The organism is Oceaniferula flava (assembly GCF_016811075.1).
Classification (GTDB): domain Bacteria; phylum Verrucomicrobiota; class Verrucomicrobiia; order Verrucomicrobiales; family Akkermansiaceae; genus Oceaniferula; species Oceaniferula flava.
On sequence record NZ_JAFBGL010000009.1, the window covers coordinates 25,486 to 51,137 of the forward strand.

The following is a 25,652-nucleotide window of genomic DNA, read 5'->3' on the forward strand; positions in this document are numbered from 1 at the left end:
GGTCGTCCATGGACGACCGCTGCGATTACACGGCGTCAAATGGCCAAAGCAGTGGGATCAGGCAGCTGGCCATGAGCCAGAGGATCACGGCGAGCGGGAAACCGGCGCGGAAAAAATCGCCGAATTTATAACCACCGGCACCATAGACAAAGGTGTTGGTCTGATAGCCGATGGGGGTCGAGAAGCTGGCGGAGGAGCCAAACATCACGGCAATGACAAAGGGGATGGGGCTCACCGGTTCGCCAATGGTGAGACTCAGGGTATTGGCCACAACGATGGCGAGCGGGGTGAGCAGCACGGCGACAGCATTGTTGGAAATGATCTCGGTCATCACCGCCGATAGCAAATACATCAGCGCCAGCATGAGGTAGGGGTTTTCAATGCCCAAACCGTTGGTCATACCGTTGGCAATCAGTTGGGCGAGGCCGGATCGCTCGATCGCCATCCCCAGCCCTAACATTCCAAAAATCAAAAAGACCACCTTCCACTCAATCGCGCGGTAGGCTTCCTGGGGCTGCACGCAGCGGGTCACTAGGACGAGTAGCGCTCCGGTAATCGCCAGCTGCACAATCGGGATCCGGGGGATGCCAAAGTTGCCACCGATAGCGCCAACAATCATGAACAAGAGCAGCGCACAGATGGCAATAGGGGCTTTGCTTCTGCGGAAGGTGGTGTGATTGGGTTCGCTGAGGTTGATGAAGTCGCGCTGACGGAAAAGGGTGCGCATTTTTTCCGTCGGACCCTGCACGAGCAAGGTGTCACCAAAGGCGAGCTTTTCGTCTTCAAAGCGTTCGCGCAGGTTGCGTCCGCGGCGGTGCACCGCTAGGATCAGGACGCCGAAGCGTTGACGGAAGTTCAGCTCCTTCAGGCTTTTTCCGGTCATCGTCGATTCCGGTCCGATGATGCCCTCCATCAGCAGCGCACTCTCGGTGCGGATGCCTTCGAGACCTGCCGATTCCTTACCGCGGACATCGATGCCCTCGGTTTGAGAGACATCCATGACACCTTCCAACACCCCTTTGAAGACGATTTCATCGCCCGCTTGGAAGATGATTTCGTTGAGTGGACGGCGCAGTCGTCTGCCGTCGCGCAGCACTTCCAGCACCCGGGCTTTTTTCATTTTCGCCAGATCAGTTTCTGGAAATGCCTTGCCATCGAGGTCACTCTCTTTGCGCACATAGGCATGGGTGATGAACTCTCTGGAGTTTTCGTTATCGAGCAGAGTGGCCAGGGTGACGCGTGTGGGCAGCAGCTTCTTCCCGATCGTCAGCATGTAAATAAATGCCGTGGCCACAAAGACGAGACCGAGTGGAGTGATGGAAAACATGGTGAAGCCCTCCAGTCCCTTTTTCTCGGCGATGCCGGTGGCAATGAGATTGGTGGAGGTGCCGATGATGGTCATGGTGCCGCCGACGATGGCTGCGTAGGAAAGGGGGATGAGATACTTGGAGGCGGTGTATTCGCGGCGACGGCAAATGCCTAACACGATGGGCATGAACACCACCACCACCGGCGTGTTATTGACGAAGCCAGAGAGGAAGGCCACGAGTGACATCATCACCACGAGCATCTTGACCGGGGAGCTGCCGGCCAGTTTTTCAAACCAATTACCCAGCGCTTCGATCACCCCGGTTCGCTCCAGTGCGGCACTGAGCACAAACATGCAAGCCACGGTGATCGGGGCGGGGTGGGAGAAAACTTTCAGCGCATTGTAGGGGTCTTCAACATCGACGCTGAGAATGCCGGTCATCACGCAGGCAAGCAATGCCGACAGAGCCACCAGTTCGGCTGAGATCCACTCTTTGACAAAACAGATAAAGACCAGCACCACCAGCGCGGCGAGGAATCCCTGTTGCCATGTTTCGAAGATGAGCATTGCGGTGTGAAGTCTATGACATGTGTGCACAACTTGGCCAGAATCGATTGATCCCAGGGCGCAGCAAAAATGGGGGAAGCGACTACTGCGAAGTCAACTGCTCGGCCCACACCGCTTCTTTGAAGCCGGTGAGTGCGGTGGTTTCGCCAACCAGAAATGGGCGTTTCACCAAGTTTCCGCATTCGTGCAGTGTCTGCAGTGCTTCTTGCTCGGACATGGCAGGGAGCTTGTCCTTCATGCCCAGCTTGCGGTAATCCATGCCAGAGGTATTGAACAAGGCCTTGAGGCCTAATACCTCCTTAGCCTGTTGCAATTCGTCAAGCGACGGCGGTTGCTCGCGCACAGGGATCTCTTCGAATGAAATATCATTCGCTTGCAACCACTTGCGTGCCTTCCGACAGCCATCGCATCCCTTGTAAGCGTAAAAACGCAGCATGGTGAAAAAGGAGGAGGGGTTTGGTAGGGGGGGGGGATTTGGGTGAGTCCGATCGCGTGATCAGACTGAAAAATCATCCCCGCAAGAATTTAGCCCACACGGAAAACGATCCGGGCTTTGCTGGTGTCATAGGGAGACATCTCCATTTTCACCTTGTCACCCACCACCAAGCGGATGAAACGTTTACGCATTTTCCCAGAGATGTGTGCGAGGACTTCGTGTCCACTAGGCAATTCCACCTTGAACATGGTTCCAGCGAGGACGGAGGAAATCGTTCCTTCTACCTCGACAGCTTTATCTTCACGGCCGTCGTCTTTTCTCTTACGGGGGCCATAATTGTGTCGGTTCCGGCGTCGTCCGCCGCCTCCTGGCCTTTTGGGTCTTCCTGCGATAGTGTGCTCCTTTGTTGATTCATTATCCACAGTGATCAGAATGAACGCCGTGGCGATCACATCATCATAGATTATCACGAATTCGCAACTCTAAATTCTTAAAATGTCAATGAGTCACGGACATCAGAGGCTGGAAGAATGATGTTTTTTTCCGCCCGGGCACTTGTATGGCCGATGTACAGGGTGTCCAGTCTGCGGAGAGGATGTGGCTGTTCCGCTATCGATTCATCAAGCGCCTGAATGCCTGATTTTTCAGTGATTTTCGGCTATTTTTCCTCAAGTTCTGATTGAGTTCCGAAAGAAAGGCACTAAATTTATCCCAGTGGACGCTTCATTCGTTGTTGCCCTGAGGCAGCAAAGCTTTAGTCTGGCTGAAGCTGAAAGAAATTCACACACCGTCCTTCCTTCCAATATTAATCCAAATCTATGAGTCTTCACGCAACACTGAGCCCAGAAGCACAAGCACGTCTTGATGCGCAAAAGAGAAACAGCACCATCAGCAGTATCATTATTTCCCTGCTGGTTGTGTTATTGGTAGGCATCGCTCTGATGTTCTTCCTACTGCCGAGCGTGGATAACTTCACTCCGGAGATTGTTTCTTATCAAGGACCTCAGGAGGAAAAGGAAAAAGTCACCAAACGCGAGATCTCTCGGAAAGTGCAGCCGAAGCCTTCCTCTCCTTCGTCTTCCATGGCTAAGGTGATTGCGGCCAATGTCACTTCGAACATTGCCATCCCCGTTCCTGAAACCAACGCTGAGATTTCCCTCGAAATGGGCAACGGCGATGACTTTGGTGACGGCTGGGGCGACGGAGACGGCTGGGGCGACGGTGGCGGTGGAGCTACCTTCTTCGGTCAGAAAGTGCAGGCCACCCGCGTTTGCTACGTAATCGATTACTCTGCTTCCATGCGCGGTAAGCGGATTGAGTTGCTGAAAAAAGAGCTGACCAAATCTGTCAAAGGTCTCAGCCCAGGGGTGCAGTATCAGCTGATCTTCTTCGCTGGACCGGCATGGCTGGCTGGTGACGAGGTGGAAATGGCGAAAGACCGTTCCGGTGCCATCGTGAAAAGCGGCAAGAACGAATTCAAATGGTCGTCACCCAAGAAGAGTGCCAGCAGCTGGAAAACGACTGGCAAAAAGCAGCCGGTCTCATGGCTCGAAGCTTCTCCTCAACAGATTTTCAAAAGCCTGAAGGCAGTGAAAAATACACCTCTCGTCTGGGGCACCGCATGGGAAGATCCACTTAAAATGGCTTTGAATATGGATCCTGCACCTCAGGTGATCTTCTTCATGACCGATGGTCTTGCCGGAGGTAGCTCCGATCAGGTTGCACGCAACGTCGCAGCACGAGCCAAGACCAAGGGGATTCAAATCAACACCATCGCCATGATGGAGCCGAAGGCTGAGAAAGCGATGAAAGTCCTCTCCAAGAACCACGATGGCACCTTCACCCTGATTCAGGAAGACGGTAAGGCGGTCAAGAAGTAAGGTTGAATGGCCGAAAGGCAGTTGAACCTACAAATAGCAGTTCATTCGTGGTGACTCAAATCACGAATGAGCTAACAGCCTCAAGGTTGGGGTAATCGAGTTCCCCAAACAGAGCCAGTGATGAGCCCTTCATACACTGGCTTTTTTGTGCCTTTGGGGGGCGAGCAAGCGGCACCTAAATTGACCTGATGGAATATCGCCTCAATAGCGGGCCGCGGTGAACGTGGTCGTCCGAGACCATCGCAGAAGAGGTCTAATCAATCAGTTCCGGATAATGGCGGTAGGCCATGTTCTTGGAAATCTCGGCGATGTCGGGGCTGGTGCGCATTTTGAGCACCTGCTGCATCATCTCGGCGCATTCTGCCTGGGACAGTGAGCGCACCGCTTTTTTAATGCTGGGCACCATGTGAGGGCCCACCGAGAGTTCATCCACTCCCAAGCCGACCAAGAGCGGAGTGAGTAGCAGTTGGGCTGCCATTTCACCGCAGACTCCGGTCCAGATGCCGTTGTCTTTGGCGGCGCGCACCGTCATGTCCATCAGACGGAAAACCGCCGGGTGGGTGGGTTTGTAGAGATTGGCGACGTAGGGGTTCACGCGATCGACGGCGACTGTGTACTGGATCAGATCGTTGGTTCCGATGGAGAGGAAATCCACTTCCTTGGCAATTTCATCAGCCATCACAGCGGCAGAGGGGATTTCGATCATCACGCCCACTTGAATGTTTTCATCGAAGGGAACTCCCTCACGGTGCAGCTCGTCCATCGATTCCTTGAGCAGCTCTTTCGCCGCCAATACTTCGGCAATGCCGGAGATCATGGGGAACATGACGCCCAGTTTGCCCGCGGTGCTGGCACGCAAGACGCCACGCAGCTGTTCTTTGAACAGAGCGGTTCGAGTCAGCGAAACCCGAACGCCACGCCAGCCCAGAAAGGGGTTGGGCTCGGGACTGGACAGGGGTTCGGCGGAGATTTTGTCGCCGCCGGCGTCGAGAGTCCGGACGATGGTGAGGTGCGGGTTCATCGCCTTGGCGACCTCAGTGTAAACTTTTTCCTGCTGGTGCTCGTCTGGCATCTCACCGCCGTTGAGTAGATAGAACTCGGTGCGGAACAGGCCTACCCCTTCGGCTCCCGACTGCGCCACCTGGGGGAGTTCGTTGGTGAACTCGATGTTGGCGGAAAGCGTAATGCGGTGACCGTCCGAAGTGGCGGTGTCTTTTTCCCGCAGTGTCTCCAGCTCTTTTTGCGCCTGCTTCTTGCGCAGCGACTTTTCCTGATACTTTTTGATCGTCTCAACCGAGGGGTTGAGGATCAGGGTGCCGTTGTAACCATCGAGGATGCCTCCTGAGAGGGTGGTGATGTCGATCACTGCGCCTTCCAGTCCCACAATGGCGGGAATGCCAAGTGATCGGGCTAGAATGGCGGTGTGCGAGTTCACGCTTCCTTGCTCAGTGGCGAAGCCTAACACGTGATTGCGATCGATCGATGCAGTGTCACTGGGGCTCAGGTCGTAGGCCACCAGGATGTGCTGGTGGTCAGGGCGATCGGAGGCGGGAGAAGTGGCATCTTGGGTGAAATTACGCAGCACTCGCTGACAGACGTCATCGATGTCGGCTGCCCGTTCGCGCAGGTAGGAGTCGTTGACCCGACGCATCGCCTCCAGGAAGGTTTGCATCACCGCGTAGAAGGCATACTCGGCATTTTGCCGGCGCTCGCTAATGGCGTGGCTGACCCGCTTGAGCAAGGTCTTGTCCTCTAACACCATCAAGTGGGCATCGAAAATTTTGCCTTCCTCTTCGCCGGACAGGTTTTCGATGTGGACACGCAGCTGGTCGAGCTGCTCCTTGGTGATCTCCAAGGCTTTTTCAAATCGTTCCTGCTCGCGCTCCACCTGATCGTCTCTGATCTCATAGACATCAGGAGCGGAAAAACCACGCGCCATCACATGCACGGGTCCAAAGGAAATCCCAGGCGAACCAGGAGAGCCTTGAATAATGATTTCCTCAGTGTTGACGTGCATCCCGGTTAGTTTGTACGGAACTGGGGCAGTGGTCAAAGCTGAATCTTGCATGCTGGCAAGATGCCTCTAGCAGGCGAGGGCAGCCGTTGTCTCTGGCAACTGCCTATTCTTCAAAGTTTTTTTCGATCAACTCACCCAGTGCATCCAGGGCGGAATCTGCATCTTCACCGTCGGCTGAGATGGTTAGAACGGAGCCGTGGCCGGCTGCGAGCATCATCAGTCCCATGATCGATTTGCCGTCGGCTTGCTCGTCATCTTTTTCCACCTGAATATCACAAGAGAAGCGGCTGGCGGTCTTAACGAATTGAGCAGCGGGACGGGCGTGGATTCCCAATTTGTTGGTTACAGTGAATTCGCGGGTAGGCATGTTGAGCGATAGGTTGGATCGTCAGGGGGCTTGTCTGCTGCGGACTCTAGCTATCAGCCCGCTGCGGGGGAAGGGATTTTTTTCCAAAATGCGAAAATTTTGGAAGTTTTGTGACGCAATGCGTTGATTGTAAGGCTTACTAGGCGGCTAAAGTCCTGGTCCAAATTGGCTGGAGTTCATCTTATCGATCAAACGCTGGTTGAACTCGGCTGCCATGTCGTAACCCATGATCCGCAATTGGTGCTCGAGACAGGTGACCGCCACCAGGCGGGTGGTATCGCGTCCCGGAGCGACAGGAATCTCCACATGGGTGACGCCGTGGCCGAGGATACGGTAGGATTTTCGGTTCACTCCCAGACGGTCCACATTGTTGAGGTCCGCCTGGGGTTTCAGGGTCACGACCAGATCGAGTCGCTTGCTGGGACGAATACTGCCGAGACCGAAGATATTGCCAACATTGATGATCCCCACGCCGCGCATCTCGATGAATCCACGGGAGAATTCCTTGGTGCTGGCGACCAGTTCACCGCCGATCTTGTGAATGATCACCATGTCATCGGCCACCAGAGCGCCACCGCGTTCTAGCAGACCGATGGCGACCTCGCTCTTGCCCGCTCCGCTATCGCCCATGATGAGCACACCGACACCGCGAAAATCGACCATGCAGCCATGGCGGGTGGTCGACTCGGCGAAGTCTTTTTCCAGATTCAGCGTGGCGGCGTTGACAAATTTCATGGTCACCATGGGAGTGCCAAAGACGGCGATGCCGTGTTCGTTGGCCACCTTGAGCAGGTCGGGGGTGAGTGCTTTGCCGCGTGAGGTGACGATGCAGGGGATATCGCGCTGACAAATGATGCTGAAACGTTCGATCCGCTCGGCTTCATCCAGCTTGTTGAGATACGATTGCTCGGAGTTGCCCAGCACTTGCACACGTTTGTAGGCAAAGTAGGAAAGGAAGCCCGCGAGAGCGAGGCCGGGGTGGTTGATGGTGGGCTCGAGGATTTTGCGTTCGTAACCCACTTCATCGCCGAGCAGCTCCAGCTTGAGAGATTCGCCGTGGCGTTTAAAGAAATCTCCCACGCTGAGATGGGAGATACGCTTTCGTTTGTGTTTCTTCGGCATGTTGAGGATGTTCTAACGCAACATGCGGTTGATTGCACGTCTGCTGATGAGTTTTTTGTCACAGCAGAGAGAGGTAGTCGGTGCTTGAGTGACTCCTCGTTCTTCTCCATGACTAAGGCATGCCCAAGACCTACATAAGCCAAGCCACGCGCCGGACGCAAAGTTCCCGCGCCGTGGCCGAGGAGCTGCAGATCCCGGTAAGCTCCCGAACCGATGCAAAAATGCTGATCGGCCGCAGGGAATGGTTTTCACTTCCCGATCTGGGGGTGGATATTGTGACCGCGAAAGTGGACACCGGTGCCTATACCTCCAGTCTTCATGCCCACGATATTGAGTCGTTTGAGAAGGGCGGCGAGGAGTGGGTTCGCTTTGTCTCCTACAGTCACCACGGCGAGGCAGTGCATTGTGAGGCTCCCTTGGTGCAGCGGAAAAAAATTAAAAGCTCCACCGGCCAGGGGCGCGAACGCATGATTATCAAGACTGTGGTTCGTCTGGTCGGAGGATTCGAGTGGGATGTGCTTTTCAGCCTTGCAGATCGATCCGTAATGAAGTGTCCTCTGCTTATCGGGCGGCGCGCTTTATCTGGTTACTTCGTCGTCGATACTCAGGCTTCCCATTTGTTTGGAAATATCTCGAGCCTGACTGGTCACTCCCACCACAAACGAAAATGAAAATAGCTATTCTCTCTCGAAATCCGCGCCTGTATTCTACGAACAGCCTGAAAGTGGCTGCTGAAAAAGCAGGCCATGAGGTGGATGTGATCGATTATCTTAAGTGCCACATGAACATCGCCTCCAGCGGTCCGAGTATCTTCCTCGGTGACAAGGAGCTGAACGACTACGATGCCATTATCCCTCGCATTGGCGCATCGCGCACATTCTTTGGAACCGCCGTGGTGCGCCAGTTTGAAATCATGGGCGTTTACTCGATCAATGAGTCCGTGGCGATCTCTCGTTCGCGTGATAAATTGCGATCTCTGCAGCTGCTGGCACGCAAAGGCATCGGCCTGCCGGTGACCACCTTTGCGCACGATACCCGGGCCACTGGGCACATGATTAAATTGTGCGGCGGCGCTCCGATTGTGATCAAGTTGTTAGAAGGCACGCAGGGGGTGGGTGTGGTATTGGCTGAAACGGCCAAAGCTGCCGAATCCGTGATCGAGGCTTTCCGCGGCCTGGATGCTAACATCCTTGCCCAAGAGTTCATCAAGGAGGCTGGTGGCGCCGATATCCGCTGCCTGGTGGTTGGCGGTAAAGTCGTGGCTGCGATGAAACGCCAAGGTAAGGAGGGCGAGTTCCGCTCGAACCTTCATCGCGGTGGCAATGCTGCGGTGGTGAAAATAACTCCTCAAGAAAGAGCCACAGCCGTTAGGGCCGCCAAGATCATGGGACTGAGCCTGGCTGGGGTCGATTTGCTTAGGTCCAACCACGGTCCGGTGGTGATGGAGGTGAACTCTTCACCGGGGCTGGAAGGGATTGAAACAGCCACGGGCAAAGACGTCGCCGGACAGATCATCAGCTTCATTGAGAAAAGCGCCAAGGTCACCAGCACCCGCACTCGTGGGAAAGGTTAGGCTCTGAAAAATTCAAAGCTTCCTCCGTCGGACGTCGTTCCGGTGGAGGAATTTTTTTGTCCGAGTGGCGCTGCGACTTGGCCGGTCCACATCGCGCCCTCCTTGCTCCTCTTGGCTTAAGTCGCGGGAGTGATCTTTTGCAGCAGTAGTGCGAGTCCGAAGAGCGCCAGGCAGATCAGCGGCACGGTCACCGAGTAGCTGGCGGCGAAGCTGGCGTCTAACAAGCTAAAGCCAGCCAGTGCGCGCGAGACGAAGGCCGGTTTGTCGTTAGGGAGCGCACGGAAGGCGAATAGCATCCAGCTGCAGTAAATAATCAGGACGGTGTAAAATAGGGGCCGACTGGTCTCTGCCGTCAAACTGCTGTTGCCCCACGGATAGGAGTCCTGTTTGGGCTCAAAACCAAGCGACAACATCAAGGCGATGGCCAGCAGGGGGAGCAAGAACATCGCGGCTTTCAGGAAAAGCGAATACTTGATCTTCTCCTGATTCGATTCCGTCGCGGCAACGCTGGCAAGCAGCAGTGTGTAAATCCCCACAGCGGCTCCGGTGATCAGCACGGGGGCGATGATCCATTGCCCGTGGAAGGTGGGAGTCGTGCTACTGGTGGAAAAAAAAGCTGGTAGAGCGGCGGCCGCAGCAAAGATCACCAGCTGAGTCCGACACAGGGCCATGTTCACCAAGGCCAGAGGTCGGGACCTTTTGTGGAAGAGGGCGTAGACGACGATGAGAGCGACCAGCACTCCGAGCAATGCCAGCTGATCCGTCTGCACCAGGGATTGCAGATCATTTCCACTGGCGCTCTTCAAGGCATCCCATGGCACCTTGAAACCGTAGATGATCGCGACAGGAAAAGAGGCCGCTCCAACGACGAGACCAAGCCCTAACAGCGTGATGGCGGAGATGGCGACGAAGCTGGGTGAGAGCACTCCCGATGGAATCGGGCGTCCTGGGCGGTGTTCCGTATCAAAGGGGATGTCGCGGTAGTCGCCTAGCATGCAGCCACCGACATAAAGCAGCGAACCGGCAAGCATGATCAGCCCTAACATCCAAAGCTGGAAGGTTTCGACGCCGTTGAAGTAGTAGCTGTGGCCTGAATTTTGAAGTGTCTCGGCCATCAGGTAGGCCATGAGCACATTGCTCCAGACGGTGGGCAAATTCGCCACCCGACCCGTTGCCAGCACGGCACGGAATTTTTCACCGAAAGAGGCGTTCATAAAATGCAAAGCGGATGCCGTCCGCTGTTACGGTTAGAAGCGAACGACAAACCACAGACCGCCGAAGACGCTGTCGTCGTTGATCACGCCAGGCACGGTGCTTTCATCGTCGATCAAGAAGGAGGCACCGACGAATGGTGTGACGGAGACAGCCTCGGAAACATGGTAGGTCAGGGAAAGACGGGTGTAGGCATCGTTGAAGCCATCACGACCATAGTAGTCGCTGACGTAGCTGATTCCGGTTTTCAGCGAGATGTAGGATTTGTCCGAGAGTGTCTTGGACCAGTTGCTCTCCACATGGCCATACCAGGCATCGGCACCTGTGTCGTAGTAAGCTCCAGTGGTGATGCCGAAGTCATCGCAGAACTGATAGGTTCCGAAAATGCCGAGATCGACACCGTCTTCGAAGACATCGCTGCTGAAGCTGCGGTAGGTGGCGCTCAGCCCCACGGTCAGTTTGTCCGATTTCAGGAAGCGTAACTTGGCGAAGGCGGCGGACTCATCGTAGTCGCCTTGGCCGGTTTCCGTGGCATACCATCCACCGACGTTGAGCAGGGTGTAATCGTTCAGGGCGATTTCCGTTTCGATTTGGAAATCCATCACGCTGTCCTCCGCGAGGGTGAATCCCCGATAAACATATTCGCTGCGGATACCGGTGACGGCCTCGATGCCGAGCGGGATCTCATTTTCCACATCGGCGGAAAGGGAAGCGGGCAGGGAGCTGAGAACTAGAGCGAGAGGGAGAATACGTTTCATGGTTGGAAGTCAGATTATGATGATTTGGAGCTTAGGCAATGACATTAGCCATTTTCTCGAGGCCTTCAAGCACACGGCTGTTCGGACAACCGTAGTTGAAGCGGACGTGGCCGGGTGCGCCAAAGTAAACGCCGTCGGAGAGGTAAAGTGTCGCTTCTTTTTCAAAGAAATTCGCAGGGTTGTCTTTTCCGAGCGCCCGGCAGTCGATCCAGGCGAGGTAGGTGGCTTCAATGTCGGGGATCACACAGCCTGGCAGACGGGTGCGGACGAAGTCGGTGACGGTGTCGCGGTTCTTGGCCAGATAGGCGAGCAGCTGCTGACGCCATGGCTCGCCGTGACGGTAGGCGGCCTCGGCGGTGTAGTAGGAAAGGCAGCCGATCTCTGGCTGGCTGTGCCCCTTGGCCTGGGTGAATTTCCGACGCAGTGCCGCATCGCGGATCACCGCAAAGGCGTATCCCATGCCGGCGATGTTGTAGGTCTTGCTCGGTGCTAACAGGGTGATGATGCGCTTCTGCAGCTCCTCCGGCAGGCCGGCGGCGCAGACGTGTGGGGTCTGTGTTTCATCGAGAATGAGATCGCAGTGGATCTCATCGGATACCAGCACGATGTCATGCCGATCGCAGAAGGCGGCGAGCTGCTCCACTTCTTCGCGGGTGAACACGCGGCCCAGTGGGTTCTGCGGGTTGCTGAGGAGGAAAATGGCGGTGTCCTCGGTGACGGCGGCTTCCATGGCCTCCCAGTCGAAGACCCAGCGACCATCCACCTGGATGTGGGGCACGGTGAGGCACTCTTTGTCCGCATCGTGGTGCACGCTGAGGAATGGTGGGTAGATCGGTGTGCAGGTCATGATCTGGCCGCCGGGTTTACCGATGGCGCGGGCGATCATGGAAAGCGCGCAGACCAGGCCTCCGAGGTGGACAATTTCTTCTTCCTGAATGCTGAGCTGGTGACGCTTCTGCATGTATTCCTGCAGCGCATCCATCAATCCTTGGTGGGGGACGGCGTAGCCTAACACTCCGTGCGCCACACGCTCTTGTAGAGCCTCCAGCACTTCAGGCGGCGAGGTGAAATCCATGTCCGCCACCCAGAACGGGTCGAGCTCAGGGAACTTGTCCCATTTCAAAGAACCGGTGCCACGGCGCGGAATAATGCGGTCGAAATCAAAAGCCATGCCCATGTGCTAGCGAACGCACTGGTGATGGCAACGATAAAGACGGAATTCTGTTGGTAGTGCTCTTATTGGCTGCCGCGTTGGCACCAGCACCTATCGCTTTGCCCCACTTGGTCAGTTGACATCCGAGCGAACGTAGTTAGTTGGTGAGTATGACCACCAGCTCCTCTGCCGTTATCCGATCAGCCTTTCTGGCCGATGCTCTGAACCTCGGCCCCCACTGGGTTTACAATCAATCGGCCATTGCTCGGTTGTTTCCCGATGGGGTATACAATGTGCATGATCCGATCAGCCAATACCACCCGGGTAAATCGGCCGGTGACTTGACTCATTATGGCGATCAGATGATGTGCCAGTTGAACGCCTTTGCTGCTGCGGGTCATTGGGATCAAGAGGTCTATCAACAAAAGTGGCAGGCGATGTGGCGTGACTCCGAGAGCTACATGGACGGCGCCACCAAGGAGACCTTGGCCCGTTTGGAGGACCCGTCGTCGCCTGCCTCGATGTCAAGCGATATGGCAGGGGCATCGCGCGCCTTGTTAGTCGCTGCGATGATCGATGAAGCCTCGCTGGACGAGCAAATCTCTGCCGCCCGGACACTGACCCAATTTACCCACGGTGACCCCGAGGTGGTTGATGCGGCTGAGCTGTTAGTTAGGATGAACTACTTGCTGGTTTCAGGAACCAACCTGCCGGACGCGGTGCAGGAGGCCTGTCAGCACCCATACCCGGAGCTCAATGCCAAACAATATTTCGAAATGGCAAGTTCCAGGCTGGAGGCCGATCCGTTGCAGGCGGCGGAGGATTTGGGGTTAACTTGCCATACTTCCGAAGCCCTACCTGTGCTGCTCTTTTTCCTGCTTCGCTATCCCGACGACATCGCGAGTGCGCTTTCTACCAATGCGCTGGCCGGCGGGGACAACTCCGCGCGTGCGATTCCTCTCGCCATGTTATTGACCCAAGCCAATGGGTGGGGGAGCTATCAGGAAAAGGTCTACGCAGAGGTGAATCAGCGTCGCCACATCGATGATATCCTGGTTCAATGCGAGTCTGAAAATTAACGGTTCTCACAGCCTTTTAATATGCCCCGTTTAAGCATGGGGTCGACAGGTGGAAAATTACGGAAGATAGAGTGCCTCAAAGCGATAGAAGGCTTTCGGTGCCGGAGGGTCGAGGTCTTCGATTTCGAACTTGGTGTTGATGTTGACGTCGAGATTGCCATTCGTCTCGGAGCTGGTGTGATCCGCGCGATAAATCTCCTCAAAATCATTGTTCAGAGTGGTCGAGCGAGTGAGCCTCCAGATTGTTCCTACGGGCGCGTCATAGTTAAAGCCAAATTCGAGTTTGGGGTGACCGTTGCTAAGCTGAGTGATGCGAAGATTGCGAGGATCTCCCGCATCGGCGAGATCGGGGTCCGTGCCGAGTGCGACCTCTACTCCATAGAGGTTGCCATCGCCATCATCATCGGTGAACCAAAGGCGGGCGACATCGGTGACCACCCCCTCATAGGCTCCTATGTCGATGGTGCCCACCTTGCGAGGATCTCCCGCGAGGTCGGTGGAGAATGGGTTGGCCGAATTGTCGCCCACATCAAGAACGGGAGAACTAGCCCTCAGTCCCGCGTCCCCATGATCAAGCGATGGAGCATCATTCTTGTTTAAGGGAATTAGAAAGCGAGGGTCGAGGCTTAAGTCCGTTCCGTCACGGTTGTTGGGGCTGCCGAGATCGGTGGTATTCCAATATTGAATCAGACTATAGGTGACGGAGATGCCCGAGTTATAGGGGAGAGAAGCGTATTGGTGATTCTGATTATTGAATCCAGCATTGCCCCAAACGAGGCAGTTCTGCAATGAAGACACTCCAGACTGAATCACATTTGAGTGCTCCGCCTGATTCCCTTGCCAAGTGCAATTGACAAATTCTGCTTGGCCAGTGTAACCCGAGATCGTGCCCGCTCCGTGGTTTGAAAGAAATAGGCAGTTGAAGAACCGAGAGCTCGAGAAGGCGTTGTAGTATGCTGAACCTGTTTCCGGCACACTGTTACCTTGGAACTGACAATTCAGAATCAACGACGAGCCATACCTTTCAAAAAACGCACCGCCCCACCTCGCCGTATTCCCCAAGATGCGACTGCCTTCGAGGTAGATATCCGATCGGCTCACCGCGATGGCCCCACCAAAGCTGCCTGAGTGATTCCCTTGCAGCACGCAATCGGTGAGCGAGAGGGTGTTGTCACCAACGAGAAAAACGCCCCCTCCATCGCGCCCTGAACTGGCGTCATCGACCGCGATAAGAGCGCTGTAGAGCACAGCAGCGGAACCGATGTAGTTTTCATCCCCCTCCTCGTCATCCTCATTGGCATGTCCGCCCTCGATGACCACACCATCCAGGTGGTCTAAGGGGAGGGAATCCGGCGCGACAATCACGTGATAGGCATTGCCGGAGTTGTCGCCGCTAGAGTGATCATTTTGGTCGATATCGCCTGAGAGCACAGTGCGGTAAATCTTGGGATTCCGCTCGGCCAAAGTGGGGTTCCCCTCGGCGGGAAATCCTCCACGGATGAGGAGTTGCCCTTGGAGCGCGAAGCTGGCAGTGCGTAGATCACTGTCGGTGGAGCTGGTCTCGTCGGGGTAATAAGTTCCCTCCGCGACGTAGATTCGGTGTCCTTCAGGCGTCTGACTGAGAGCATCCTGAAGCTTTGAGTAAGCATTCGCCCAACTGCTGCCGTCTCCAGTGCCTCCAACCACGGCGGCGTTGACATAGACAGGACCTTGAAACTCAAAGGCACCGAGGTCGACCGTTGTCACGATGCGCGCATTCCCCATGACATCATCAGCACTCAGAGCCTCACTCGACAAGCCTGCATCAATCATCGGTGAGTTCGCCGCGAGTCGGAGGTCGCCACCGATCTTCAAAGGCGCGATCAAAGGTGTCAGCGGAGTGATGAAGAGGGGATCGTTCGCCGGCAGTGTGCCGTCGAGATTGCCAAGCCCTCCCAAATTTCCAGCCGACCAGTTCTCGACGAGGCTTTGGGTAAAGGCCGGAGACCCGGTCCCTGATTTTTCAAATGACGCCGACATCGTGGTCGGGTTTTCTAACGCTGCGTTTTGCCAGATGAGGCAATTAAAAAGCTCGGGGGCCGAATCCTCGGAGAAAAATGCGCCACCATTTTGCGAAGCATGATTTCCCTGAAATGTGCAGTTGCGCAGCTTCGGCGAGGAGTTTTCCAGGTAGAGCGCGCCCCCCTTGGAGAACGATCGGTTGCTGAGAAAGAAGCAACTATCGAAAGTGCCACCTGTGGCTTTCAACGAAACGGCTCCTCCTTCGTTAAATACCTGAGCCCCTTGGAAGGAACTGCTCGTGAGGTTCAAGGTTCCGGATTCCGCACGGATAGCGCCACCAAAGTCCTGCGCGGAATCTCCCCGGAAGATCGATCCGATCACCTGAGTCGACGTTAAGTTGGTAAAAATGCTACCCCCGGTGGCGGCCTCATTGTCTTTGAAACGACAGTCCGTGTAGGTTTCACTCGAACGGTCGCTGCCGATTGCGCCGCCTGAAATGGAAGCGACGTTTTTGGAAAAGCTACACCCCGCGAATTCCATATTGAACGCCTCGTCATTGTAGACCGCGCCCCCACGCGCGGATGTGTTGCCCTCGAAGACTGAGTCGAGGAAATCCGTAGAGGAAAGCGAGTTGTAAACCGCGCCGCCATTGAGCGTTGCATTGTTTTCGGAGAACCGGCAGGAGGTAAACTTCCCTCCAGAGTAATAGCTGTAAACCGCCCCGCCACGAGGGGCTGAGTTATCGATAAAACTGCAGTTTTCGTATTCGGGTGATGATGAACTTTGGTAGACCGCCCCGCCTTTGTCAGTGTCCGTCCCTTCGGTAAATACGATCCCTCGAAAGACCGTATCCGAATTGTTAAGATTGAAGATTCTAGAGGTGTTGTTGCCTGTGATGGTAACGACTGAGCCAGAAGTAGTTCCGTCGATGATGAGGTTCTTGCCCGTGATGGCAATCTCTCCAGTGTGAAGGGACACGGTGGGGGCATTGGAACCTGTGTATGTTGCGAAATCGAACGTGATCGTCTCTCCATCCACCGCATTGGCAACTGCCTCGCGCAAAGTGCCCGAGCCAGCATCATTTATGGATGTGACCACAGCAGCAGGTAACAGAGTGGGGAGGCTGATCAGGACGAAAAGTAAGGTTTTCATAGAATAAGGGTGCTGAAAATTTGATGCTGAGGCCTGTCGTTCGCTTTATGGTCCGAGGTCGACCTGTAGCAGATGGCTAGCAGAGTAGTCTAGGCGAGGAGATGGTTGCTAGGATTTGCTTTTCAGGAGGGTGTTAGAGGGAACCATCATGGAGGCGTTGGCGGGAGTAGCTAAAGGCACAGGATCTATTCTTGCGAAGACTCAAGTGTTGATGGTTATGAAAAACCCCGAAGCAAATGCCCTGAGTGTTGGTGTAGATGTGTTTATGGGGCGAACTGATACTCACACTTGCCTATTCTAACTTGCTCACTCGCCATGCCAAGGTGAATTCTGCCAGGCCTGTATTTTTAAAAGACAATGGCCAATGAGGGGATCAACGCGACGTGGAACGGGTCAAGTATTGGGAACAATGTCTTTTGTGCGGAACGTGTTTTCTCGGTTGCGATCTCATTTTTACCACGTATTAAAAATCCATGCTCGAGCGACCATTCGTCACCACTGTATTTTTTCTTAGCCTCATCGTCACATCTCTCCATGCCATTGAGAAAGATAACCGGGGGCGCTGGGAGCAGCCGTCGAAACATGGGCCGGATACAGAAGTCCCCGGGTTTCTGATCAATCTGGGGCCTACCGGAGCAAGGGCCACGATGGAGGCCCAGTCGTTTACCGTGAAATACATCTTCGCTGACTCTCCAGCCGCAGGGAAACTTGCTCTGGATGATGTGATCACGGGTGTCAATGGACGCCCTTTTGACGTGCCCCACACGTTCGGGCACCACATGACACGAATGAAAGAATTTCCCACCGTCGGATACGAAGGCCCGATGATGGACTTTGGCAATGCCATCGAGGAGGCTGAAGGCGGTGATGGTAAACTCATCCTCTCGGTCACCCGTGCAGGGCAGCCCATCAAGGTGACCATTCCTCTGAAAGCCATTGGTAAGTTCTCTGACACCTTTCCCTTGAATTGCCCCAAATCAGCCCTTCTGGCGAAGCAGGCGTCTAACTACCTCAGCGGCCCTGGTTATGACTACATCCAAAAAGAAAAGGTCCACGCCAAGGGAATGAGCGCGCTGGCATTACTCGCAGCCGGGAAGAGTGCTCAAGCCAAAGAGCTTGCCCACGCATGGAATGAAAAACCTCACAAAGGCATCTGGGTCTGGCCTACCGGCTATCAATGTATTTTCCTCTGTGAATATTACCTTCTCACCAAAGACGAAGCAGTTCTCCCCACCATCCAAGCACTCGCTGCGAAATTGGAATACGCCCAAGTGGATGACATGGCGAACTACAAAGACCGCACCCACGGGAAGATGGGCAACGTTGGACACAAGTTCCGCACTGGCGGCATGGGGCACAATACCGAAGTTGGCGGATATGGAACCATGAACATTACCACCACCTTATCACTCGCTGCATGGGAACTCGCGAAACAGTGCGGAGTCGCTGTTGATCAGAAAAAAGTCGACCTTGCCTTCGACTATTTACGGTCGAGCACGGACAAGGATGGCTACATCGGCTATCACACCAAAGCAGGAGCATACGCCGCGGGTGGACGTCAGGGCCTGTCCATTGTCGCCCATCATCTCGCAGGTGAATCACAGAATAATCCGGAGTATCTCAAACGCGTCACTCATGGGCTCAAGAATTCCAAAAAATACCTGCCGGATGCTCACGCTGATGGCATGTTAGCTGTCTGCTGGGGCCTGCTCGGCACCCGCCTCTGCGGCGATGTTGAAACCCAGCGTGCCATCATGGATTACAACAAAGCCTGGTTCAACATGGCCCGTTGTCACGATGGCTCCTTTGTCGCCCTGCCTGGTCGCGATATGTATGATTCCTGCTACTACCTCTCTTCCCGACATCAGCTCACCGCAACGATGGCCCTCGTCCTCGCCAATGGTGAACCCGTGCTCAAAATCCAAGGTAAGTAAACGCCGCCTACGATCAACCGGTTAGAGGCCTGGTTTCGATCGGCGTCTTCTTGGCATTCCAAAGTGATGATTGCCCCGAGAGCTCGGGGCTGGAGTTACTTGTGTCTGGTCCAGCTGCTTGTGCGCCCGATCAATGAGACTCCGATGTAGCCGCGCATGATCAATTTTCCTTGGTCCAACCAGATCTTTCCTTGGTAGGTTTTTCCGCTTGAGCTGTCGTAGACGGTGCCGCCTTGCCACATCTTCCCCTTCTTGGTGAAGCCGCGGATGATGACGAGTCCGAGCAGTGGGCGCTTGCGTTTCGAGACGTCCGGATTGTTGCTGTCGTGCCTGCGTTTTGGATCGCGGACGTAAGAAAGCGCTCCGGTAAGTTGACCCTTGTCGTTCACCTTGATTTTGATCCGCGCCGAGCCATCGCCCTTTAGCCACTCGCCCTCGATAGGATCGGCCGCCCAGCTCTGGGAACTACAGAGCAGCAGCACAGTGAGGAACATTAATGGTAGGCGCATTGGGGATGGGGGAATGGTTCGAGGGGACGATGAGACTGGGTGCGGCCGTGGACGCTAAATTCCCTGCAGCACCCCACTGGAGTCCCCGACCCGACGTGCATTCACGTTCATCCGCTCTAACATAGCGAGGTAGAGGTTGGTCATCGGTGTGCCTTCCTTGACCCGGTGGTAGCGGCCTGGGTTCAAGCTGCCGCCGCCACCTCCTGCGAGGATCAGCGGGAGATCGTTGTGGTTGTGGCGATTGCCATCGCCGATGCCGGAGCCGTAGACGATCATGGTGTTGTCTAACATAGTTCCGTTGCCTTCTTGCATCGATTTCAGACCGGCGATGAAGCGGGCGTATTCTTCGAGGTAGAATTGATCGATTTGGGCAATCTGCTCCAGGTTCTCCTCGTTGCCTTTGTGGTGGGAAATCGAGTGGTGTCCCCCGGAGATGCCAATCTCGTTGAACGAGCGGTTTGATCCGTCGTGGGCGAGCAGGAAGGTGCTGATGCGGGTGGAATCGGTGCGGAAGGCGAGCGTCATCAGCTGATACATCAGGCGGATATGTTCGCGGTAGCTGGCGGGGATGCCGCTGGGGCTCTGGAAGTCCGTGGTGGGCACTTCGAAGTTTTCGTGGCGACTGATACGCTGCTCGACATCGCGCACCGCGGTCATGTATTCCTCGAGTTTGTCCCGATCCTCAAAGCCGGCTTTTTTGCGCATGCGCTTGGCGTCCTCGAGCACGAAATCCAGCACGCTCTGCTGACGGGCGCGCCGTTTGGCATCGGCCACGGCGTTGCCGGTGCCGAAGAGTTTTTCGAACACAGCACGCGGATTCCGCTCGGCTGGCATCGGGGTGCTGGCGCTGCGCCAGGAGAGGTTGTACTGGTAGGCGCAGGAGTATCCGGAGTCACAGCGACCCGATTTCCGCGGTGGATCCGTGCTCAGCTCGAGCGACGGCAGGCGGGTTTGATGGCCGATCTGTTGGGCTGCGATTTGATCGACGGAGGTGCCCACGTGGATGTCGTCTCCGGCTGTCTTTCTGGCCTGGCAGCCGGTCAGGTAAGTGGCATTGGCCCGGGCGTGATCGCCTGCGCCGTCACCGTTGGACTTGGCCTTGTCGTGATCGAGTCCGCCGATGATCTGGAAGCTGTCGCGCAGCTTTTCCATGGGTTTCATCGACTCTGCCATCTGGTAGCCGGATCCGACACCGGACGGCATCCATTTTTTCAAATTCACGCCGTTGGGCGCGTAGACGAAAGCCATGCGGAGTGGCGCGGCGGGAGCGCTGGCGGCCTGGGCTGCGTGGAGCGATTCCAGCTGAGGAATGGCCAGGGTGGCTCCCAGGCCTTTGAGAAATGTTCTGCGTTGCATGGTGTTAGGAAGTGGTGGGTTTATCGACGTTGTTGTTGGAATGGAACACTGTGAATGATTCCACGGATTAAACTATGGGCAGTATAATCGTCTTTCTGGAGCTGCGACAGCACTTTATCGATATGCAGTCGATCGAGCCTGCCGATGCCCCGACCGGTGGCGTAGGTCATCATCTTAATGGTCAGGCAGCGGAGGAATTCATCGCGCTTACCATGGAGGATGACCTGGCGCAGCGACTCGGCATTTTCTAACTTCTCACCGGTGACCAGCTGGCCGGTGGTGTCGATGGCTTCGCCTTTCACGGACTCGCGATAGATGCCGATGGCGTTGTAATTTTCAAAGGCGAAACCGATGGGGTCCATCAGATTGTGGCAGCCGGCGCAGGCGGTCTTGCTGCGGTGTAGTTCCAGTTGTTCACGCACGCTCATTTTTTTGCCCTTGTGGCGGGCGTCTTCCAGCTGCGGAAGCTCCGGTGGTGGCGGCGGCGGGGTGATATCGAGAATGTTTTCGAGGATGAACTTGCCGCGCAGCACCGGCGAGGTCCGGTTCGGCTGTGAAGTCACGGTGAGAATGGAGGCATGGCCGAGAATGCCACGGCGCGGAGTGCCAGCCATGCTGACGCGGCGGAAGTGATCGCCCGAGACGCCGGGGATGTCATAGATCTCAGCGAGGCGCTCGTTGATGAAGCTGTAATCGGCATCCAGAAATTCCAGCAGGTTGCGGTCGCCCCGCAGAATATGGTCCGCGAGCATCTCGGTCTCGCGGCGCATGGCATCGGCGAGGCTGGGGGTGTATTCGCGGAAGCGTTTTCGGTTTGGCGTGATGGCGGCAAGGCTGCGGAGCTCCAGCCACTGACCGGCGAAGTTCTCGACCATCTGTTTCGACCTCGGGTCCTGCAGCATGCGGGTGATCTGTGCATCGAGCTGCTGGCGAAGTTGTTGGCGATCAGCCAAGGCTAACAATTCTTCGTCTGGCATGGTGCTCCATAGGAAATACGACAGTCGGGAGGCGAGGGCGTGCTCGCTGATGGGGGCCGGTTTCTGACTGGATTTTGCGGCAGCCGTATCCGGAGCAATGAAGAGGAAGGACGGGGAGACTAACATCGCCTGCAGGGTCGATTTGATCCCGGAGCTGATGGAGTTTTCAGTCTGGGCAATTTTCTCCGTGAGCACCAGATAGTGATCGATTTCCTCCCGGTTAGGGGGACGGCGGAAGGCGCGGCGTGCGAAATTTTTCAGGACGGCGCGGGCGTAGGCTCGGTCGTCTTGGCCCGGGGCGTGGGGGATGAAGATCTGGCGATGGGCGAGGGGTTTCTGGCGTTTAATTCCTAGGGGGCCTTCAAGGCGGACGCGGTGAATCATCAGATTGCGGTCGCGGCGTTTCGGATCCTCGTGCTTGGGGTCATAAAAATCTCTGGGGAAATCGAGGGTGATCTCGGTGCTGCCGGCGGGGAGATCCAGCTCGACCGAAAACTCTTTTTCCGCATGCAGTTCGTTTTTTACTTCGAAATTGGCCACCTGTTCCTTGTCCACGATGATGTCCAGCGGGGTTGCTTCCGGGCCGGCTTGGCTGGCGGAGGCGGTGACCACCAGCCGGTAGCTGCCCGCTTGCCTCAGCTTGGGCGTCACATGCGCGCTGCTGCGGATGTAGAGGAAGGTGCCGTCGCCAATGCGTTTGCCGCCACCTGTGATGTCGCGCGCTTTGAAGTGGATGACCTTGGGTGGCATCGGACCTAACACGATCGCTTCGTCCAGTGCCTTTTCTGCGGCGCGGAGATATTTATCGATGTGTGCCGGCGAGATGCTGAGTGCGCTGCCGTTGTTGTCGAAACCGTGGCTGGAGTCGTCCGGCGGCAGCAGTTCCCGCACGGGAATGGTTATGCCGAGCAGATCCTTGATGGTGTTCTGGTATTCGATTCTGTTCATCCGCCGCATGACGCTGTGGCCAGGGTCGGTGGTGGAAGCGGGGAAGATGGCTTTGTTGATCCAGTTGACCAGCTGGTGCCGTTCCTTGGCCTCCGGCTGCTCTTCCTCGGGCGGCGGCATCAGGTGGTAATCGGTGCGGGTGAGAATGTGTTCCCAGACTTTCGGGTCCTTGCGCATGCTGGCCAGGTCCGGATATTCATCGAGGTCCAGAGAGCCCTTGCTCATGCCGTCGCCATGGCAATCGTAGCAGTAGTATTCCAACATCGGTTTGATGTCTTTGTTCCACTCGTCCATCAGCGGTTGGTCGCCGTGCACCTGTGCTGGCGCTGGGGTGGTCACGCTTTCCTCCGTTTCGACCTCTGTTTCGACCGCCATCACCGGTTCGGGTAAGCTCGGTAGCAGGAACCAGCCCGCGACTGCCGCGAGGGAAATCGAGACAAGACTGAGCCAGGTGCTGCTTTTCGCCAAAAACATCTTGCTGGGTGCATACGCAGGTTCGGGCGTATGCATTACAAAGAATACGGAGAAATCCAGTCCGCTGGCGTGGAGCGGTGCAAGCGGACGGGCTTACAGGTATTCCATGGGCTCAATATAACCCAGATCGCTGACAAAGGCATCCATGGAATTGAGCACGATTTCGAAGTGCTTGGCGCTGACGTTGAAGTTGAAAAAGCTGTGGTTCGCGGCTTCAAAATCGATCAGTTCACAGGCGTTCTTTTTTCGCTTCATCACCTTGGTGAATTTCTGCACCTGCTCGAAGGGCACAATGGTGTCGGATTTTCCATGGAGAAAGAGGCTGGGGACCAGGCGTCGGCGAATGTGGCTTGAGGGGCTGAGCTTGGTCGCCGTTTTCAGATCCGGGAAGCGACCGCTCTCGATGCCTTTGCGCGTGGTGTTGACCAGTGCGCTGAGTGCGATCACCGCTTGGGGGCGTGGGTTGTATCCTTCGACCTCCAAGACCTCCGGTTGCATGGCGAGGGAGAGAGCCATGTGCGCACCCGATGCGGCGCCTACAGCGACGATACGTTCCGGGTCGATGCCCAGGCTGGCGTGGTTGTGGCGCATCCACAGCATGGCCATCTGAGCGTCTTCGAAGGCGTCGACCGGACTGGCGTTGTGCTTCGGCCCAATGCGATACTCCACCGTGATGGCCACCATGCCTCGGCTGGCGAAGTGCATGCAGTGCGGCGCAAACTGAGTGGGCATGCTGACGTCCCAAAGGCCGCCGTGGAAAAAGATGATCGCCGGTTTCGGCTCGTCCACCGAATGATTGGGCGGGTTGAAGCAGTAGGCGTTCAGCTGACAGCCGTTTTCAACTTGGTAAACATGAGTCTGAGCGTCTTTGAGAAGTTCACGTTCGCGTTGTTCTAACAGTGGCTCGGTAGGCGCGCTGTTCTGAGAAAGGGTATCCATGTCGATCGAGTATTTCCGCCACTTCTCGCCGCAATGGGGGGCTTTGGAGAGCAAGTGCTAAGAAATGGTTTGCCCTTGTCTGGATTTATTGTCCAATGGAAAGCGTGAAACGGATGCAATTAATTCTCTTGACCTCGGTCGCCCTTCTTTCGCTTGGCATGGGTTCCAAGCTTTCCGCCCAGGCCGCCAGCGGTCAGCCATCGGCTGCCTTGGCGCAAAACCTCCAGAACGTCTATCAATACTGGCGCAATGCCATGGTGGGTAAGAACTACAATGCCTGGAAACAATCCACCGCCGAGCACCGGAAACTCGCCATTCAGAATCGCATCCTCTCGGAAAAAGGCCGTTTCCCCACTGATATCTTCAAAACACCAACCCCTCCGCCATCGATCAACGGGCTGAAGTTGCTGCGCGCTAACAGTCAGGGGGTGACCGCGAAGCTCATCTACTTCGGTAAGGTGGACTTCGGTATCGGCGGGCAACCGACGGATAACATACTGGTGCTCAACTTTGTGTATCAAAATCGTGGCTGGAAATACGACAATGCGGAGTTCGTCAATCTGAGTGTCTTGAAGGATGTGCGGAAACAGATTCAGTCTGGAAACCTCAGCTACCTCGATGATGCCGCGTTTAAGCCGAACGGTAAAATTCCGCAGAACCCCATCGTGGTTCGTGCGGCAAAATACATCACCAAGGTATACGCCTTCTGCCCGGGCCGCGAGGTCAAGGTCTCGATCAATAGCCTGAGCAAGCACCGCTTCCAGGACACCCAGCAGGCGGAAGTGGTGATCGGTGGCGGTCGCGATGGCGTTAATTCCATCTGGTATTCCATCAAGGATCTGCCCGGCTACAAGGGCGACGATCCTTTGACCCTGCGGGTCTATGTTTTCTCCCAAATCAATGGGGTGAAACCGGTGAAGGTGTTTCAGTATCAGGTGGAAAAGGGTAAGAAACCCAAGGCCACCGGCAGTGAGCGTTTCACCATCGATGCCGCCACCGCAGCCAAGGTGCTGGGGCGCCGATAGACCCCTGCGGACTCCGCAGATTCTGTCAATGTCACCGCAATCTCGGATATCGGCTTGAATAAATGCCGGTGGAGGTGCATGGAGTCTCCCGCCATGGATATCTGGATGCTCATCATCGCCACCATACTCGCAGCGGCTGCCGCTGTGCAGGGCGCGAGCTATGTGCACCGTGGTGTGCGCTCGCGCTGGACCATGGTCTGGATGTTACTCAGTTTCATGGCGCAGCTGGTTTTACTGGGGATGCGTGGCGAGATGCGTGGTGCCTGCCCGCTGGGCGATACCGGCGAGGCCATGATCTTCTCCGCCTGGTCGCTGACCCTGCTCTACCTGATGGTCGGTTCTGTCTTCCGTCTGTCGCTGCTGGGTGTGTTCACCGCGCCCTTGGTCGCCTTTTTATTAGCCGTGGCGCTGATTCCCGGCATGCTGGATCCGAATCCACCACACGTCGATCACATCGACCCCTGGGGCGAGAGCCACGCGGCATTTTCCGTGCTGGCCTACGGCGCACTCGGCTTGGCCGCCGTCGCTGGGATGATGTTCCTCGCCTTGAACCGTCGCTTGAAGGATGCCGACATGCAGAACGGCTTGTTCAAAAATCTGCCACCCGTCCGTGAGCTGAACCGCGTGGTCATGCGGCTCCTCGTGCTCGGCTTTTCCATTCTGACCTTGGGGATCATTTGCGGCTTGATGATGGAGCGCGCGGAGACCCTGAGCACCCACTTAATCGTCGCCGTCTTCCAGTGGCTGGCTTATGCCGTGTTATTGTTCATCGAGTGGCGACGGGGGATGCCACCCAGGAAGTTGTCCCTGGCGGCGGTGATCTTGTTTATCCTTTCATTATTGATTTTCCCGCTGCTCTAAGCG

At 55.9% G+C, this 25,652-nt stretch carries 21 protein-coding genes; 7 read left to right on the plus strand and 14 right to left on the minus strand.

Going from position 1 to position 25,652, the window contains the following annotated elements:
- Positions 1 to 25 precede the first annotated feature (25 nt).
- The 3 genes from JO972_RS13090 to infA form a co-directional block, all read right to left on the minus strand.
- Positions 26 to 1,876, minus strand: a complete 1,851-nt coding sequence (locus JO972_RS13090; RefSeq protein ID WP_309490516.1) for a sodium:proton antiporter — start codon at positions 1,874 to 1,876, stop codon at positions 26 to 28.
- Between the two features lie 82 nt (positions 1,877 to 1,958).
- Positions 1,959 to 2,312: a Spx/MgsR family RNA polymerase-binding regulatory protein gene (locus JO972_RS13095; RefSeq protein ID WP_309490517.1), complete on the minus strand. Its 354-nt coding sequence runs from the start codon at positions 2,310 to 2,312 to the stop codon at positions 1,959 to 1,961.
- A gap of 89 nt (positions 2,313 to 2,401) precedes the next feature.
- Complete coding sequence (gene infA, locus JO972_RS16815) at positions 2,402 to 2,782, minus strand: translation initiation factor IF-1 (RefSeq protein ID WP_343221593.1); 381 nt, start codon at positions 2,780 to 2,782, stop codon at positions 2,402 to 2,404.
- A gap of 348 nt (positions 2,783 to 3,130) precedes the next feature.
- On the opposite strand from infA, the gene JO972_RS13105 reads away from it, so the two are divergent.
- On the plus strand, positions 3,131 to 4,192 hold the full coding sequence (locus JO972_RS13105) for a vWA domain-containing protein (RefSeq protein ID WP_309490518.1): 1,062 nt from the start codon (positions 3,131 to 3,133) through the stop codon (positions 4,190 to 4,192).
- Between the two features lie 253 nt (positions 4,193 to 4,445).
- On the opposite strand, the gene ptsP is transcribed toward JO972_RS13105, so the two are convergent.
- The 3 genes from ptsP to hprK all read right to left on the minus strand — a co-directional run bounded on the left by ptsP (position 4,446) and on the right by hprK (position 7,698).
- Positions 4,446 to 6,209: a phosphoenolpyruvate--protein phosphotransferase gene (gene ptsP, locus JO972_RS13110; protein WP_309490519.1), complete on the minus strand. Its 1,764-nt coding sequence runs from the start codon at positions 6,207 to 6,209 to the stop codon at positions 4,446 to 4,448.
- Positions 6,210 to 6,312: 103 nt separating this feature from the next.
- On the minus strand, positions 6,313 to 6,576 hold the full coding sequence (locus JO972_RS13115; RefSeq protein ID WP_309490520.1) for an HPr family phosphocarrier protein: 264 nt from the start codon (positions 6,574 to 6,576) through the stop codon (positions 6,313 to 6,315).
- A 147-nt stretch (positions 6,577 to 6,723) separates the two neighbouring features.
- Positions 6,724 to 7,698, minus strand: a complete 975-nt coding sequence (gene hprK / locus JO972_RS13120) for an HPr(Ser) kinase/phosphatase (RefSeq protein ID WP_309490521.1) — start codon at positions 7,696 to 7,698, stop codon at positions 6,724 to 6,726.
- 119 nt (positions 7,699 to 7,817) lie between these two features.
- On the opposite strand from hprK, the gene JO972_RS13125 reads away from it, so the two are divergent.
- Positions 7,818 to 8,369, plus strand: a complete 552-nt coding sequence (locus tag JO972_RS13125; protein WP_309490522.1) for an ATP-dependent zinc protease family protein — start codon at positions 7,818 to 7,820, stop codon at positions 8,367 to 8,369.
- Entirely contained in the window at positions 8,366 to 9,271 is a 906-nt protein-coding gene (gene rimK / locus JO972_RS13130) for a 30S ribosomal protein S6--L-glutamate ligase (RefSeq protein WP_309490523.1), read from the plus strand. The genes JO972_RS13125 and rimK overlap by 4 nt, the downstream gene beginning before the upstream one ends.
- A gap of 116 nt (positions 9,272 to 9,387) precedes the next feature.
- On the opposite strand, the gene JO972_RS13135 is transcribed toward rimK, so the two are convergent.
- Genes JO972_RS13135 through JO972_RS13145 form a run of 3 tightly spaced genes read right to left on the minus strand, consistent with a single transcriptional unit; the run spans position 9,388 to position 12,412 of the window.
- On the minus strand, positions 9,388 to 10,485 hold the full coding sequence (locus tag JO972_RS13135; protein ID WP_309490524.1) for a UbiA family prenyltransferase: 1,098 nt from the start codon (positions 10,483 to 10,485) through the stop codon (positions 9,388 to 9,390).
- A 33-nt stretch (positions 10,486 to 10,518) separates the two neighbouring features.
- Positions 10,519 to 11,241, minus strand: a complete 723-nt coding sequence (locus JO972_RS13140) for a hypothetical protein (protein WP_309490525.1) — start codon at positions 11,239 to 11,241, stop codon at positions 10,519 to 10,521.
- 31 nt (positions 11,242 to 11,272) lie between these two features.
- Positions 11,273 to 12,412 carry a MalY/PatB family protein gene (locus JO972_RS13145; RefSeq protein WP_309490526.1) on the minus strand — a complete coding sequence of 380 codons (1,140 nt, stop codon included), beginning with the start codon at positions 12,410 to 12,412 and terminating at the stop codon, positions 11,273 to 11,275.
- 152 nt (positions 12,413 to 12,564) lie between these two features.
- Between JO972_RS13145 and JO972_RS13150 the strand changes: the two genes are divergently transcribed.
- Positions 12,565 to 13,473, plus strand: a complete 909-nt coding sequence (locus tag JO972_RS13150; protein WP_309490527.1) for an ADP-ribosylglycohydrolase family protein — start codon at positions 12,565 to 12,567, stop codon at positions 13,471 to 13,473.
- 57 nt (positions 13,474 to 13,530) lie between these two features.
- Here JO972_RS13150 and JO972_RS13155 read toward each other — a convergent pair whose 3' ends face one another.
- A complete protein-coding gene (locus JO972_RS13155) occupies positions 13,531 to 16,626 on the minus strand; it encodes a right-handed parallel beta-helix repeat-containing protein (RefSeq protein ID WP_309490528.1) in 3,096 nt (1,031 codons plus the stop codon).
- A 473-nt stretch (positions 16,627 to 17,099) separates the two neighbouring features.
- Here JO972_RS13155 and JO972_RS13160 point away from each other — a divergent pair, with 473 nt between their 5' ends.
- A complete protein-coding gene (locus JO972_RS13160; RefSeq protein WP_309490529.1) occupies positions 17,100 to 18,560 on the plus strand; it encodes a DUF6288 domain-containing protein in 1,461 nt (486 codons plus the stop codon).
- A 95-nt stretch (positions 18,561 to 18,655) separates the two neighbouring features.
- On the opposite strand, the gene JO972_RS13165 is transcribed toward JO972_RS13160, so the two are convergent.
- The 4 genes from JO972_RS13165 to JO972_RS13180 are packed head-to-tail and all read right to left on the minus strand — an operon-like array spanning position 18,656 to position 23,817.
- Positions 18,656 to 19,069, minus strand: coding sequence for a DUF2147 domain-containing protein (locus JO972_RS13165; RefSeq protein ID WP_309490530.1), 414 nt, complete (start codon positions 19,067 to 19,069; stop codon positions 18,656 to 18,658).
- Positions 19,070 to 19,123: 54 nt separating this feature from the next.
- A complete protein-coding gene (locus tag JO972_RS13170; RefSeq protein WP_309490531.1) occupies positions 19,124 to 20,425 on the minus strand; it encodes a DUF1552 domain-containing protein in 1,302 nt (433 codons plus the stop codon).
- Positions 20,426 to 20,445: 20 nt separating this feature from the next.
- Complete coding sequence (locus JO972_RS13175; protein WP_309490532.1) at positions 20,446 to 22,860, minus strand: DUF1592 domain-containing protein; 2,415 nt, start codon at positions 22,858 to 22,860, stop codon at positions 20,446 to 20,448.
- A 57-nt stretch (positions 22,861 to 22,917) separates the two neighbouring features.
- The gene (locus JO972_RS13180; protein WP_309490533.1) at positions 22,918 to 23,817 is read right to left on the minus strand and encodes an alpha/beta hydrolase; all 900 of its coding nucleotides are present in this window, start codon (positions 23,815 to 23,817) and stop codon (positions 22,918 to 22,920) included.
- A 104-nt stretch (positions 23,818 to 23,921) separates the two neighbouring features.
- Between JO972_RS13180 and JO972_RS13185 the strand changes: the two genes are divergently transcribed.
- Positions 23,922 to 24,788: a hypothetical protein gene (locus JO972_RS13185; protein ID WP_309490534.1), complete on the plus strand. Its 867-nt coding sequence runs from the start codon at positions 23,922 to 23,924 to the stop codon at positions 24,786 to 24,788.
- Between the two features lie 93 nt (positions 24,789 to 24,881).
- Positions 24,882 to 25,649, plus strand: a complete 768-nt coding sequence (gene ccsA / locus JO972_RS13190; protein WP_309490535.1) for a cytochrome c biogenesis protein CcsA — start codon at positions 24,882 to 24,884, stop codon at positions 25,647 to 25,649.
- The last annotated feature ends 3 nt before the right edge of the window (positions 25,650 to 25,652 follow it).

Bases quoted from the DNA above. Each gene is read 5' to 3' on its own strand.
- JO972_RS13090 (WP_309490516.1), bottom strand. From the start codon at position 1,876: ATGCTCATCTTCGAAACATGGCAACAGGGATTCCTCGCCGCGCTGGTG.
- JO972_RS13095 (WP_309490517.1), bottom strand. From the start codon at position 2,312: ATGCTGCGTTTTTACGCTTACAAGGGATGCGATGGCTGTCGGAAGGCA.
- JO972_RS13105 (WP_309490518.1), top strand. From the start codon at position 3,131: ATGAGTCTTCACGCAACACTGAGCCCAGAAGCACAAGCACGTCTTGAT.
- ptsP (WP_309490519.1), bottom strand. From the start codon at position 6,209: ATGCACGTCAACACTGAGGAAATCATTATTCAAGGCTCTCCTGGTTCG.
- JO972_RS13115 (WP_309490520.1), bottom strand. From the start codon at position 6,576: ATGCCTACCCGCGAATTCACTGTAACCAACAAATTGGGAATCCACGCC.
- hprK (WP_309490521.1), bottom strand. From the start codon at position 7,698: ATGCCGAAGAAACACAAACGAAAGCGTATCTCCCATCTCAGCGTGGGA.
- JO972_RS13125 (WP_309490522.1), top strand. From the start codon at position 7,818: ATGCCCAAGACCTACATAAGCCAAGCCACGCGCCGGACGCAAAGTTCC.
- rimK (WP_309490523.1), top strand. From the start codon at position 8,366: ATGAAAATAGCTATTCTCTCTCGAAATCCGCGCCTGTATTCTACGAAC.
- JO972_RS13135 (WP_309490524.1), bottom strand. From the start codon at position 10,485: ATGAACGCCTCTTTCGGTGAAAAATTCCGTGCCGTGCTGGCAACGGGT.
- JO972_RS13140 (WP_309490525.1), bottom strand. From the start codon at position 11,241: ATGAAACGTATTCTCCCTCTCGCTCTAGTTCTCAGCTCCCTGCCCGCT.
- JO972_RS13145 (WP_309490526.1), bottom strand. From the start codon at position 12,412: ATGGCTTTTGATTTCGACCGCATTATTCCGCGCCGTGGCACCGGTTCT.
- JO972_RS13150 (WP_309490527.1), top strand. From the start codon at position 12,565: ATGACCACCAGCTCCTCTGCCGTTATCCGATCAGCCTTTCTGGCCGAT.
- JO972_RS13155 (WP_309490528.1), bottom strand. From the start codon at position 16,626: ATGAAAACCTTACTTTTCGTCCTGATCAGCCTCCCCACTCTGTTACCT.
- JO972_RS13160 (WP_309490529.1), top strand. From the start codon at position 17,100: ATGCTCGAGCGACCATTCGTCACCACTGTATTTTTTCTTAGCCTCATC.
- JO972_RS13165 (WP_309490530.1), bottom strand. From the start codon at position 19,069: ATGCGCCTACCATTAATGTTCCTCACTGTGCTGCTGCTCTGTAGTTCC.
- JO972_RS13170 (WP_309490531.1), bottom strand. From the start codon at position 20,425: ATGCAACGCAGAACATTTCTCAAAGGCCTGGGAGCCACCCTGGCCATT.
- JO972_RS13175 (WP_309490532.1), bottom strand. From the start codon at position 22,860: ATGCATACGCCCGAACCTGCGTATGCACCCAGCAAGATGTTTTTGGCG.
- JO972_RS13185 (WP_309490534.1), top strand. From the start codon at position 23,922: ATGGGTTCCAAGCTTTCCGCCCAGGCCGCCAGCGGTCAGCCATCGGCT.
- ccsA (WP_309490535.1), top strand. From the start codon at position 24,882: ATGGATATCTGGATGCTCATCATCGCCACCATACTCGCAGCGGCTGCC.